The organism is Akkermansia sp. RCC_12PD (assembly GCF_036417355.1).
Classification (GTDB): domain Bacteria; phylum Verrucomicrobiota; class Verrucomicrobiia; order Verrucomicrobiales; family Akkermansiaceae; genus Akkermansia.
The window spans coordinates 642,481-655,002 of record NZ_CP143889.1 but is presented as its reverse complement, the minus strand read 5'-3'; the positions used below and the strand labels follow the sequence as shown (position 1 = coordinate 655,002).

General features: G+C 57.1%; 10 protein-coding genes. 1 reads left to right on the top strand and 9 read right to left on the bottom strand.

Annotated features, from left to right (window positions below; translation table 11 throughout):
* Window positions 1–129: 129 nt before the first annotated feature.
* From V3C20_RS02720 to V3C20_RS02695, 6 genes are all read right to left on the bottom strand, one after another.
* Entirely contained in the window at window positions 130–912 is a 783-nt protein-coding gene (locus tag V3C20_RS02720; protein ID WP_130083962.1) for a PEP-CTERM sorting domain-containing protein, read from the bottom strand.
* A gap of 549 nt (window positions 913–1,461) precedes the next feature.
* The gene (gene gcvP / locus V3C20_RS02715) at window positions 1,462–4,308 is read right to left on the bottom strand and encodes an aminomethyl-transferring glycine dehydrogenase (protein ID WP_130083961.1); all 2,847 of its coding nucleotides are present in this window, start codon (window positions 4,306–4,308) and stop codon (window positions 1,462–1,464) included.
* A gap of 94 nt (window positions 4,309–4,402) precedes the next feature.
* Complete coding sequence (gene gcvH / locus V3C20_RS02710) at window positions 4,403–4,783, bottom strand: glycine cleavage system protein GcvH (RefSeq protein WP_067573971.1); 381 nt, start codon at window positions 4,781–4,783, stop codon at window positions 4,403–4,405.
* A gap of 70 nt (window positions 4,784–4,853) precedes the next feature.
* A complete protein-coding gene (gene gcvT, locus V3C20_RS02705; RefSeq protein WP_130083960.1) occupies window positions 4,854–5,939 on the bottom strand; it encodes a glycine cleavage system aminomethyltransferase GcvT in 1,086 nt (361 codons plus the stop codon).
* A 73-nt stretch (window positions 5,940–6,012) separates the two neighbouring features.
* Window positions 6,013–7,134 carry a redox-regulated ATPase YchF gene (gene ychF, locus V3C20_RS02700; RefSeq protein ID WP_130083959.1) on the bottom strand — a complete coding sequence of 374 codons (1,122 nt, stop codon included), beginning with the start codon at window positions 7,132–7,134 and terminating at the stop codon, window positions 6,013–6,015.
* Window positions 7,135–7,191: 57 nt separating this feature from the next.
* Entirely contained in the window at window positions 7,192–8,115 is a 924-nt protein-coding gene (locus V3C20_RS02695) for a D-alanyl-D-alanine carboxypeptidase family protein (RefSeq protein WP_130083958.1), read from the bottom strand.
* 703 nt (window positions 8,116–8,818) lie between these two features.
* Here V3C20_RS02695 and V3C20_RS02690 point away from each other — a divergent pair.
* Window positions 8,819–9,283 (top strand): hypothetical protein, encoded by a 465-nt coding sequence (locus tag V3C20_RS02690; protein ID WP_130083957.1) that lies wholly within the window; start codon window positions 8,819–8,821, stop codon window positions 9,281–9,283.
* A 94-nt stretch (window positions 9,284–9,377) separates the two neighbouring features.
* Here the strand turns inward: V3C20_RS02690 and dprA are convergent, their stop codons facing one another.
* Genes dprA through V3C20_RS02675 form a run of 3 tightly spaced genes read right to left on the bottom strand, consistent with a single transcriptional unit; the run spans window position 9,378 to window position 12,522 of the window.
* The gene (dprA, locus tag V3C20_RS02685) at window positions 9,378–10,493 is read right to left on the bottom strand and encodes a DNA-processing protein DprA (protein WP_130083956.1); all 1,116 of its coding nucleotides are present in this window, start codon (window positions 10,491–10,493) and stop codon (window positions 9,378–9,380) included.
* Window positions 10,490–11,602: a glycosyltransferase gene (locus V3C20_RS02680; RefSeq protein ID WP_130083955.1), complete on the bottom strand. Its 1,113-nt coding sequence runs from the start codon at window positions 11,600–11,602 to the stop codon at window positions 10,490–10,492. Before V3C20_RS02680 ends, dprA begins: the two co-directional genes overlap by 4 nt.
* Window positions 11,599–12,522 carry an ELM1/GtrOC1 family putative glycosyltransferase gene (locus tag V3C20_RS02675; protein ID WP_130083954.1) on the bottom strand — a complete coding sequence of 308 codons (924 nt, stop codon included), beginning with the start codon at window positions 12,520–12,522 and terminating at the stop codon, window positions 11,599–11,601. Before V3C20_RS02675 ends, V3C20_RS02680 begins: the two co-directional genes overlap by 4 nt.

The following is a 12,522-nucleotide window of genomic DNA, read 5'->3' as shown; positions in this document are numbered from 1 at the left end:
TATTCCTTATTCTAACAAAAAAATGTATATTCTCAATGGGGAATCCCTCCGACCGGATGATTCCGTAAAAAGAAATCAATGGAGACCGTCATTGTTGCGGCCTCCATTGATGAGAGAGCTTGAGTCGCATTAAGCCCGGCGGCGGCGCATCGCCAGGACTGCGAGACCCAGCAAGCCGAGAGAGGCCGTGGCGGGTTCCGGGATGCTGGATAATGCAAGAGCGTTGATGTTGCCGGTACCGTTTGAGGTCAGACTCAGCGTGGTGTTGTCCTCCGTGACCGTAAAGGTGTATTCCACCAGAGCCCATTCTCCTGCTCCAGATTCCGAGAATAACGTCGTGCTGGAAAGTGAGGCATTGGAACCGGCCGAGTAGTCAAGCAGGGTGGCGGAGAGACCTTCTATATTCCCGGTCAAATCATAGGTTGAAGAGGCGGTTCCAAAAGAGTTGCCGCGCCCTACAAGCATGGTCAGCGTATAGCTTCCGGCGGAGAGCCCCCGCATTTGCATGGTGTACGGGCCGGGATTTTTATTGATGCATCCTCCTCCATTGTTGCCCGTTGTGATGTCGGAACCGAATACGTCAAAAAATTTGTTGGAGTTGTCGGGATTGTAGGAATTTTGGATGTTGTCCGCTGTCAGGACGCCTTGGGCACCGCAGGCCCCTGCTCCTGTTACCAGAGTGATACCCGTAGATGAACCATCGAAGTTTTTGAGGGCGCCGCTTGTATAATTGCCCCCTGAACTTCCGGTTTTGATCAGATTTACTTTGCCCTGTTCCCCAAGATAGGTGCCATCCATGGAGGATGTACCTTGAGCCAGGGAATTTACGCCGAATGTTATCACCACCGTGGCCGCTTGAACCGCGATGGAGGAGAGTGTGATGAGGGCCGCCAGGAATAAGGTTTTCTTCATAGACAGACTAAAATATGGGGTTAATGGTGGCGCGAGTTAGCCGCCACTCCATTTGCCAATAGCGGATTATAAATTCGCTGAAAATTCGATAAATCCATTTTAATGTAAAAAAATCATATATCTTTTATAATCAATCATTTCATTTTTTATATAACATCTGCAGCAACTTGAGAAGCAGCAGTAATAGACTGGTCCTCCTTTCTAGGCAGGCTATAAATAATGCCTTGGAAATGAACATGAGAAAAAGAAAATTCTGGCTTTTTATATTGACTTCGAATTTATAATCCGATTCACAGGGAAGAAGTAATATATTCATTAGATTAATCGTTTTTTGTAGAAAGCAGGTTTCATGCGATCAATAACAGCATGAGTTGGAAAAAGTGATTATTCCTGCCGTGGGAGCAATTTGAAGGAACCCCGGATGGTTCCTTTGTGGGCTGATATCCCATGAAGGGAGATGCAGCCTGATCGAATTCATTCTGCCGGAGAAGAATAAAAAAGCCGTCCCGGATCAGGGGACGGCTTTTCGCGGTTAAGGGTGTATTTACTTTATGCTTCCACAGCCTTGGAGAATTCCTCCACCGTGTCACAGGTGCAGATCAGGTTGCGGTCTCCATACACGTTGTCCACGCGGCCAATGTACGGCCAGAATTTGTGGACGCGCAGTCCGGATACCGGATAGGCCGCCTGGCTGCGGGAATAGGGATGCTTCCATTCGTCGGCAGAGACCATTTCCGCCGTGTGCGGGGCATTTTTAAGGATGTTGTCTTCCTTGTCCGCTGTTCCGTTGATAATGGCCGTGATTTCCGCATGAATGTGTTCCATGGCTTCAATGAAACGGTCCAGTTCCTCCTTGGGTTCCGATTCGGTGGGCTCCACCATCAGGGTGCCGGGTACGGGGAAGGACATGGTGGGGCCGTGGAATCCGTAGTCCATGAGCCGCTTGGCGATATCGTCCACGGTGAGGCCGGCGTCATGGGTGAGCTGGCGCGGGTCCAGGATGCATTCATGGGCCACCAGACCCTTGTTGCCGGAGTAGAGAACCGGGAAGAGGCCGTCAAGTTTTTTGGCAATGTAGTTGGCGCTCAGGATGGCTACTTCCGTTGCTTCCTTGAGGCCGTCCGGCCCCATCATGGAGAGGTACATCCAGCAGATGGCGGCGATGGAGGCGCTTCCCCATGCTGCGGAGGCTACGGCTCCTTCTTCACTGTCCAGGCTGAGATGGCCGGGCAGGAAGGGCACGAGATGTTCCGCCACGCCAATGGGGCCGATGCCGGGTCCGCCTCCGCCATGGGGCATGGCAAAGGTTTTATGAAGGTTCAGGTGGCAGACGTCCGCGCCGATGCAGCCGGGGCAGGTGAGGCCCACCTGGGCATTCATGTTGGCACCGTCCATGTACACCTGGCCGCCGTTGGCGTGCACGATGTCGCAGAGTTCCTTGATGGTTTGCTCATAGACGCCGTGTGTGGAGGGGTAGGTGACCATGATGCAGGAGAGGTTGTCCCGGTGGGTTTCTGCCTGGGTTTTCAGGTCGTCCATGTCGATGTTGCCCGCTTCGTCACATTTGACGGGGACTACCTTGAGACCGGCCATTGCGGAGGAGGCGGGGTTCGTGCCGTGGGCGGAGGTGGGGATGAGACAGACGTTCCGGTGGCCTTCTCCCGCATGCTGCTGGTAGCGGCGGATGGCCAGAAGCCCTGCGTATTCTCCTGCCGCGCCCGCGTTGGGCTGGAGGGAGACGGCGGCAAAACCCGTGATTTTAGCCAGACGGTTCGCCAGAATGGAGAGCATTTCCCGGATGCCTTCAGACTGCTCTGCAGGGACGAAGGGATGCAGGGAGCAGGTTTCCGGCCAGGTGATGGGGATCATTTCGGAGGCGGCATTGAGCTTCATCGTGCAGGAACCCAGCGGGATCATGGCTTCGTTGAGAGCCAGGTCGCGGGATTCCAGGCGGCGGATGTAGCGCATCATTTCCGTTTCCGAGTGGTAGGAGTTGAAGGCCGTTTCCGTGCAGAAAGGGGTCCTGCGCGTATGGATGGGCGTCCATGCCGGAGATTCACAGCAGCACGGGGCGGAAGTCTCCGTACCTGTGAGGGCGGAGGCCACGGAGGCCACGTCCGTGCAGGAAGCCGTTTCATCCAGTGAGATGGCGACATGGTCGGCATCCACCTTGCGGATGTTGTATCCCGCATCCAAAGCCTGTTTGACGAGTGCGTCCGCCCGGCCCGGCACCGTCAGGAGCAGGGTGTCGAAGAAGTTTTTGTTTTCTATGGAGATGCCGGCTTCCGTGAGAGCTTTGTACAGGCTTTTCGTTTTCCGGTGGATTTCCGTGCCGATGCACTTGAGGCCTTCCTGTCCGTGGTACACGGCGTAGAAGGCGGCCATGACGGCCAGAAGGACCTGGGCGGTGCAGATGTTGGAAGTGGCCTTGTCCCGGCGAATGTGCTGTTCCCGCGTCTGGAGTGCCAGGCGGTAGGCCGGCCGTCCCTGGGAGTCTATGGACATGCCGATGAGACGGCCGGGCATGCGGCGCTTCAGGGTGTCCGTGCAGGACATGTAGGCTGCGTGCGGCCCCCCGAAGCCCATCGGGACGCCGAAGCGCTGCGTGTTGCCCACGCAGATGTCCGCTCCGAAGGAGCCGGGTTCCCTGATGACAGTGAGCGCCATCAGGTCGGCAGCCACGACGCAGAGGGCTCCGGCAGCATGTACGCGGGAGAAGAAGTCCGTGTAGTCATTGATGCGGCCCAAGGTGTCCGGATACTGGACCAGGACGCCGGCAAGGTCTGCTCCGACGGAAGCAGGATCAAAAGAGGTCCAGTCCCCTACTACGATGTTGACGCCCTGCCATGCGGCACGGGTACGGATGACACTGATGGTTTGGGGATGGCAGGTGTCCGCCACAAAGAAGGTGTTGGCCTTGGGGCGGGTGTTCCGGCACATGGAGACGGCTTCTGCCGCAGCCGTTCCTTCATCCAGCAGGGAGGCATTGGCGACCGGCAACCCCGTCAGGGAGGCTACCATAGTCTGGAAGTTCATAAGCATTTCCAGCCGTCCCTGGGCGATTTCCGGCTGATAGGGCGTATAGGCCGTGTACCAGCCTGGGTTTTCCAGAACGTTGCGCAGGATGACGGACGGAGTAATGGTGCCGTAATATCCCTGGCCAATGAAGGATTTTAGGATCTTGTTTTTTCCAAGGATGGAACGGAGTTCCTCCAATGCTTCCGTTTCCGATTTGGCGGCAGGAAGGTCCAGAGGGGCTTTCATGCGGATGTCTGCAGGGACGATGTCCGCAATGAGTTCTTCAAGCGTTTCATAGCCGAGGCTTCCAAGCATTTCCCGGCGTTTTTCCCCCTGGGGGCCAATGTGCCGGCTGGCAAAGTCTGTGTGGGTGTTCATGTGGTGTTTGGCAGTGTGGCGTCCGGTCCGAAGGGGCCGGGCTAAAGCAAAAAGCCCCGGGACGGAATCACCGGGGCGGAAGAGGAGGAACTGTTCAGGAGCAGTATTCCTCGTAGTCGGTTGCGTTCATCATGTCTTCCGTTTCCGTAGGAACGTCCAGGCGGATCTTGTAGAGCCAGCCCGCGCCGTAGGGATCGGAGTTGATGAGGGAGGGATCATTGGAAAGTTCCTCATTGATTTCCAGGATTTCACCGGAGACGGGAGTGTACACGTCGCTGGCGGCCTTGACGGATTCAACGACGGCCACGGGGTCCCCGGCGGCGACCGTGGCTCCTACTTCGGGGAGGTCTACAAAGACTACATCGGAGAGCTCCGCCTGGGCATGGTCGGAAATACCGATGGTGCCGATGTCTCCGTCAATTTCGATCCATTCATGATCTTTGGAATACAGCAGGTTTTCTGGTACGTCGTGCATAAGATTTGGTTGTATGAGGTAAGAGTGTAGTAATTTACAGGATTTGTCAGTTTATTTTTGCGTTGTAGTGTCAGCCTTTTTTATAAAAGGGTTTTTTGACCACAAGGGCGGGGAATTTTTTCCCCCTGACATCTATTTCCAGCTCTGTGCCGACCTTGGCATGGGCGGCAGGAAGGTACGCCAGAGCGATGCCTGTCATCAGGGAGGGTGAGAGTACGCCGCTGGTGAGTTCTCCAATGGCTTCGCCGCCGGGGAGATGAACTTTGTAATGGGCGCGGGGCGGCGCTCCCTTGCCCGTGTATTCAATGGCTGCCAGACGCTGGGCGAGGCCATTGGCCTTTTGTTCGCGGAGAATGCCGGAGCCGATGAATTCCGTGTCCAGCGCGCAGAAGAAGCCCAGTCCGGCTTCCAGCGGAGTTTTGTCCGGCGCCAGGTCGGAGCCGTTCAGCGGATAACACATTTCCAGGCGCAGGCTGTCGCGGGCGCCGAGTCCGCAGGGTTTGGCTCCGGCGGACAGAAAGGCTTCAAACCATTTGACGCCTTCCGTAGCAGGGCAGAAGAATTCGAAGCCGTCTTCCCCGGTGTAGCCGGTACGGCAGACGATGAGGTCCGCGCCGTCCACCGTGATGCGGGCGATGCCGTTGCGGGGCGGGAGTTCCACTCCGGGAATGACTTTGGCGAAGATTGCCCCGCAAAGAGGTCCCTGAACGGCCAGGCCCACGTATTCGTCGGAATGGTTTTCCAACGTTACGTCTGCGGGTTTGTGCGCGGAGAGCCAGGCGAAGTCTTCACCAATCTTGGAGGCGTTCACCACCACGAAGAAGGTTTCCGGTTCCATGCGGTACAGGATCAGATCGTCGATGACTCCAGCCTGTTCGTTAAGCATGATGGAGTATTGGCCCTGGCCGATGTCCAGCTTGTTGATGTCGTTGGTGAGCATGGAGTTCAGCCATGCCGCCGCGTTCGGGCCGGATACCGTGAACTGGCCCATATGGGAGATGTCAAAGATGCCGCAGGTCTCGCGCACCGCTTTGTGTTCGTCCAGAATGCCGGTGTACTGCACGGGCATGTTCCAGCCGGCGAAGGGAACCATTTTAGCTCCAAGTTCAATGTGTTTGGTTGCCAGGGGTGTGGATTTGACGTCGGAATCAGGCATAAGGTGATGTGAAGTTATGAGCAATCTGCTCTTTGCGTTCTGAAAAGTCAATGGAATTCCGGGGACTTCAGGGCTAGACGTTAAAGCGGAATTCGATGACGTCCCCATCCTTCACGATGTATTCCTTGCCTTCAATGCGCAGCTTTCCGTGTTCGCGCGCTCCGGCCTTGCTGCCGCACGTAACGAGATCGTCATAATGGACGACTTCCGCGGCAATGAATCCGCGCTCAAAGTCCGTATGGATGACGCCCGCCGCCTGGGGGGCCTTGGCTCCGTCCGGGATGGTCCAGGCGCGTGTTTCCTTGACGCCGGTGGTCAGGTAGGTGCGCAGGCCCAGCAGATGGTACACGGCGCGGATGAGGTCGGAGACGCCGGAGTCCTGCACGCCGAGGGATTCCAGGAATTCGGCGGCTTCTTCTTCCGATACGTCGATAAGTTCCTCCTCAATTCTGGCGGAGATGACGATGGCTTCCGCATTGTGGTGTTCCGCCACGTATTTTCTTACCTGGGAGACGTAAGGATGGGAATCCGGGTCATTGATGGCGGCCGCCAGTTCGTCTTCATTGACGTTGCAGGCGAAGATGCTTTTTTTGTCTGAAAGGAGCTGGAAGGAACGGAGCAGTTTGCGTTCGTCGTCATCCAGCTTTTCTTCAAAGGTGATGGCGGGGAGTCCCTCGTTCAAGTGGGGAAGGAGTTTGGTGATGAGGGCTACTTCCGCCTTGGCTTCCTTGTCTCCGCTACGGGCCTTGCGCTCCCGGGAGGAAAGCCGCTTGTCCATGGTGGCTATGTCCGCCAGGATGAGTTCCGAGTTGATGATTTCAATGTCGCGCAGAGGATCCACGGAACCCAGTTCATGGATGATGTCGTCATTGTCAAAGCAGCGCACCACTTGAACGATGGCATCCACTTCACGAATGTTCGCCAGGAATTGGTTGCCCAGTCCGGCTCCTTCCGAGGCTCCCTTGACCAGTCCGGCGATGTCCACGAATTCAATGAGCGTAGGGATGATTTTTTCAGAGCCGGAGATGTTGGAGAGTACCTGCAGGCGCGGGTCCGGCACGGTGACCATACCCACGTTGGGGTCAATGGTGCAGAAGGGGTAGTTGGCCGCCTGGGCCTTGCGGGTCCTGGTGACCGCGTTGAAGAGGGTGGATTTGCCCACGTTGGGGAGACCTACAATACCTGCCTGTAACATAGGCAGGACTGATAGCGGGTCAGGCCGTGAAAGTCAAACCCCAATTCCGGGGAAGCTTCAGGCCGCACCGCTCAGAGCCCATTTGAGCAGATTTTCCGATTCTGTCCAGATGCGGGATGGATGGCAGCCGAGCACGACCACGATGACGTGGCGTCCATTAAATCCGGCGGAAGAGACCAGGCAGCGCCCGGCGGCATTCGTATAGCCGGTTTTCATGCCGGTGACCCAGGAGTGCTGTTCCAGCAGTTTGTTCGTGTTCCGCAGGAGAAGCGTCTTGCCGTTGGCGCGGGTGAAGGCGTATTGGCGTTTGCAGATAATGTTGCGCAGTTCCGGGTTCCGGTAAACGTAATAGGCGCAGCGCGCCATGTCAATGGCCGTGGAGTACTGGTCCGCAGGCAGTCCGTTGGGATTGACGAAACGGGAGTTGTACATGCCCATTTGGCGGGCCTTGGCATTCATCATCTGGGCGAATCTGGGCACGGACCCCGCCGTGTCCCGTGCCAGGGCGAGGGCCACGTCATTGAAACTGCGTATCATCAGGGCATTCAGCAGTTCACGGCGGGAGTAGACTTCCCCGGAACGGAAGCCCAGCTTGGTGGGATCCGCCTTGGTATCGGACGGCTGGATGACTACCTTCCTGTCCAGGTTGCCGTGGTCAAGCACGACCATGGCCGTGACAAGTTTCTGGGTGCTGGCCACCTGGCGGCGCTGCATGCCGTTGTGCGAGAAGAGAACTTTTCCCGTAAGAGCGTCCATGACGCAGGCACTCGCGCAGCGCGGGGTACGCGGAGCACTGGGCGGGATGGCAAGGGGGCGGGTGGGAAAGTTGGCCGGGCGCGGGAGGGCGTTGGATACGGACTGGGAGAGCTGGGGGGGGACAGGCGTCGCCAGGGGGATGTAATCGTTCGAGTCTCCGTATGACTGGCAGCTCGTGGAGCTCAGGCAAAGGGCAATTCCTGCGAGAATGGCGAACAAACGCATGTCTTTTGCTACAGTAAGTTGTTTATTTCATCAAGCCCAAACTCAGTATTGGGCAGGGAGTTGGATAAAAAAAGGCCGCGGGATGGCTGTCCGCGGCCTTTTTTCTCTATTAACTACCTATGGAACCAGAACCACCCTCGACGGTATTGAAGGTATTTTCTTCATGCGCCGGATAGATCTCGTGCAGGTGTGACTTTGACCCGGAAAAAATCGTTCAAAGTATGTCCAAGAATAAACTTTTTTTAATGATTTTTTAAATGGTTTCATTTATTTTAACTGATTAGGAAAGAATGTATTTTCCTTCACGCTTCTTATTCCGACAGGCCCGGAAAATGCTGCCATGAGGGTGGAATGAACGTATTCCGGTTTACTGGCTCGGGCATCCTGATATGCGGAAATTTGTTAGATGGACTCTTTGGGGTGGTTGAAGTGGTTGATAGTGTTTCTTTTGCGTCGTGGATAAAGGGTTTTCAAGGGGAAGAGAAGATGAAAGGGAAGAAAATAGTCATTGCAGTGGATAGGTTATTGTGATTTTTTATTATAAATTTTACACATCATGAAGGTACCTGTTTTATTTCTGTCTCTCGCGGCTGCCTGCATGGCGTGTGCCGAAGTTCTTCCGCTCAAAACACCGTGTTTCGATACCAAGAGATGTACGGACAAGGCGAAGTCTTCCCTTTCCATGGAGCAGAAGGAGGCGAGCGTGGATGTGACGCTGGAGGACGGCGAGGAAAAGATGGAGATAAGTATTCCTTTCCGCGACAAGAACCATTACAGCAATCTTGCCGTTTTTGAAAAGGCGTTTGCCAGAGATAATATTTCCAAGAAAATGGAGGTTCTGAAAAAAGTGGAACCCAGGCTTGTGAAGAGCATCATCCGCGGTAAGGAAGCGGTTTGTCCAGTAGTACCGCTTGGTGTGCTGAAGGGGGAAGACGGGATGGTTCTTAATTTGTGTCTGGGGTCTTATGAGAAAATTGATTTCAAGGCACAAGAGGAAGGCCGCTTTCAAAAAAAGAGGAATCCGGGCGACATCAAGTTTGTGTATGGAGTGATTTTCGAGATTTCCGATCCTGTGTCCAAGAAAAAACTTGCTTCTCCAGTCAAGTGGGAGCAGGCGGAAACCATCTCCGCCTGGATTGATTCCTTGCGGAAGGAAGTTAAGCAATAGGTCCGCACCATTGGTTTTTCGGGCGGCCGGGAAATGTGTGCTGCTGGGGGGAGACTGCGGCCGGTTCCCATTATCGGGGGCGGTTTTTCATGGTTCAGCTGATGGAGAAATAGCCTCCGGAGTCCGGGGTTACCCTGCCGGCGATTTGGAGCCTGGCCAGGTGGACCGTAACGGCGTGGGCCGGCAGCCCGAGAGAGGAACATAGGGAGTCAATGGTGTTGAATCCCTGCCTGATGGCGTACAGGACGTCTTCTTCTTCCCGGGTGATGGGGAAGGTGTCCGCAGGAACGGGGCTGGGGGACGGCGAGAAGAGGGGAAGACCCGCTTCCGGCGCTTGCCATTTCATGTCCTGCAGGATGTCTGCGGCACTGGTGGCAAGTATGGCTCCGTCCCGGATGAGGGCATGGCAGCCGTCGGAAGAATGCCTGTTGACCGGTCCCGGCACGCAAAAAACGTCCCGTCCCTGTTCTCCCGCCATGCGGGCCGTGATGAGGGCGCCGCTATGCGCGGGGGCTTCCACGACGAGCGTGGCGCGGCTCCAGCCGCTGACAATGCGGTTGCGCATGGGAAAGGTGGTGCGGGACGGGGGCATATCCATCGGAAGTTCTGAAACCACGGCGCCGTGTCCGTCTGCAATGCGGCGGGCAAGTCCGCTGTTTTCCCGGGGGTAGAGTTTGTTGAGGCCGGCTCCGATGACCGCAATGGTGCGCCCGCCCGCATCCAGCGCGCCTGCATGGGCTTCCGTGTCCACGCCGCGCGCCAGGCCGGAGATGACGGTGACGCCCGCTTCCGCCAGGTCATGGGATATGGTTTTTGCGCAGAGCCTGCCGTAATGGGTGGCCATGCGCGAACCCACCACGGCGATGGAACGTTCCGAGTCCGCTGGGGTCCAGCTTCCTCGGGAATAAAGAACCACCGGCGCGTCCGGCAGTTCCCGCAGGGATTCCGGGTAATTCCCGTCAAACAGAGTGGTTACGGAAACGCCCGCCCTGGCCGCCAGTTCCAGTTCCCGGTGCGGGTTGACGATGCTTTTCCATGAGGAGATGCACCGGGCCAGTTCCGGCCCGATGCCCGGCACGGCCGCCAGCATGGCGGCGGGGGCTTCCAGAACAAGTTCCGGAGAGGCGAAGGTGCGCATCAGGCGCATGATCCTGACAGGGCCAAGTCCCGGTATCAGGTTCAGGGTGACGGCGGTTTCCTGCGGTGTCATGGCGAAGGACTGATTTCCCGGTATACGTCCAGGTGGGCCTGGATCATGTCGCTCATTTTATAAGGGGAGGGGATTTGCCGGGGAATGGGGGGAGGCTGGGCATGCCAGCGGGCGAGCAGGGCGGTCATGGCGGCGGTGTCTCCAACGGGGATGTTTCCCTCCGGCAGGAAGATGTCCAGCTGTTCCTTGACCCCGCCATGGGCGTATCCGGCTACGGGTTTTCCCAGGGCCAGGGCTTCCAGCGTGGATTTTCCGAAGGCTTCCGGGCTTTGAGTCAGGGAGAGCGTGACGGAACAGGCGGAGAGGATTTCCCGGAGGTCCTTGCGGTGGCCAGTCCACGTGAAGGCATGGGCAAGGCCGGCCTGTTCAATTTCTTGGAGAATTTCATTTTTATATTCGTCCTTGCCCTTTTTTACTTCTCCTACAATGACGGCGTGGGCCGGGATTCCCTGGGCCAGAAGGTCACGGATAATAGGTATCATGTCCAGCTGGCCTTTCAGGCGCGTGATGCGGCCCGGCAGGCAGAGGGTGAATTTGTTTCTGAGTTCCGGATAGGCCATGTACCAGCCCGTGAGCCATTCGCGGGCCGGGGAGTATCCGGAATGGTGCAGTTCCGGGGAAATGGCGTTGGGGATGATCCTGATATGTTCCTCCGGCGTGGAGGGATAATGCCTGAGGATGTAGTCCCGGATGCAGTTGGAGACGGCGATGATCCGCTCACCCCTGCACATGATGGCGGAGTACCAGTTGACGGAGTAAAAGCCGTGCACGCTGGTGACCAGGCCGGGCCTGTCTTCCGGCGGCAGTTTTTTCCAGGCCAGGTAGCCGGCCCACGCGGGCACGCGGGAATGGAGGTGGAGGATGTCCGGCCTGATGGCTTGCAGAAGAGCGCGGAGCGCCCCTATGCGGAAGAAGGTGGAGAGGCTTTTTTTGCCGATTGGCATCAGGATATGGCGGGAACCTTCCTTTTCCAGCTGTTCTACCATGCGTCCTCCGCCGGAAATGACAATGTTTTCCACACCCTGGGCGGAGAATCCCCTGCCGAGCTCCAGAACGACTTGTTCCACGCCTCCGGATTCCATGGAGGGGACGAGATGCACTACTTTCATAAGGTTGTGAGCTGGGGGAAGAGTCTTGAAAGGATGTGGTCCGCGGCGCGGTCCGCCTCAAGGAGAGGAGTACCGGGGGCGGTGAGGCGGAAGCCCTGTTTTTTCCATTCCCGGTAGCTGGTGACGAGTCCGTCCCGTTCCAGCATTTCCAGGCCGGCCAGGATGCGGGATTTCCCGCCGTTGCGGCGGCGGGGGACGGTGATGATGCCTACGGGAGCGCCTGAGCCCAGCGCTTCATATACCATGGAGACGCTGTCCTGGCTCACCCATGCGCCGGAGGCGTGCGCCAGATGTCTGGCTACCCAGCCGGGGCCCGTTTCCTCCACGGGAACGACGATGATTTCCGGCACGGCTTTTCTGATTTTTTCCGCAAAGCCCTGCGGCGTACGGCGCGACGTGGTCAGGACGACGTCGCCGGGCGTATGGATGCTGATGTCCGAGAGCTGGTTGAGCAGGGATTCGTCATCCCAGTCAAAGTCCTTGCTGGGGCCGCCGAGGAGGATGAGGGTGATGTTCTTGGGTATGGAGAAGTCCGGCCTCATGGGATGAAGAGCCCCCCAGGTCGGGAAGATGTTGGTGTCCGCATAGTCGCGGTCCGCGCGGAGATCGTGGCGCGGAATGAGGCAGAGGTCGAAGAAGGAGCAGGGGAGGGTGGGTTTCATGCACAGCACGGTTTTTGTTTTGAAGTGCTGGCGTGCGCAGATGAGCGGAAGATGCGTGGCGTGCCCGGCGGCAATGAACAGATCGGGCCGCGGCTTGTCGTTCCCGGAGACGACCTTGCGGATTTTGCCGAGGGTGGAGAGCCCCTGCAGCTCCACAATTTCCACAGCGCCTCCCGCTTTGGCGACAAGGGCCTGAGCCAGCCCCAAAGACTGGTTGAGGTGGCCCTGTTTGCCGTCGCTCAGAATCCGGATGTTCAT

Bases quoted from the DNA above. Each gene is read 5' to 3' on its own strand.
- gcvH (WP_067573971.1), bottom strand. From the start codon at position 4,783: ATGCACGACGTACCAGAAAACCTGCTGTATTCCAAAGATCATGAATGG.
- dprA (WP_130083956.1), bottom strand. From the start codon at position 10,493: ATGACACCGCAGGAAACCGCCGTCACCCTGAACCTGATACCGGGACTT.
- V3C20_RS02720 (WP_130083962.1), bottom strand. From the start codon at position 912: ATGAAGAAAACCTTATTCCTGGCGGCCCTCATCACACTCTCCTCCATC.
- V3C20_RS02680 (WP_130083955.1), bottom strand. From the start codon at position 11,602: ATGAAAGTAGTGCATCTCGTCCCCTCCATGGAATCCGGAGGCGTGGAA.
- V3C20_RS02675 (WP_130083954.1), bottom strand. From the start codon at position 12,522: ATGAACATCCGGATTCTGAGCGACGGCAAACAGGGCCACCTCAACCAG.
- gcvP (WP_130083961.1), bottom strand. From the start codon at position 4,308: ATGAACACCCACACAGACTTTGCCAGCCGGCACATTGGCCCCCAGGGG.
- V3C20_RS02695 (WP_130083958.1), bottom strand. From the start codon at position 8,115: ATGCGTTTGTTCGCCATTCTCGCAGGAATTGCCCTTTGCCTGAGCTCC.
- ychF (WP_130083959.1), bottom strand. From the start codon at position 7,134: ATGTTACAGGCAGGTATTGTAGGTCTCCCCAACGTGGGCAAATCCACC.
- gcvT (WP_130083960.1), bottom strand. From the start codon at position 5,939: ATGCCTGATTCCGACGTCAAATCCACACCCCTGGCAACCAAACACATT.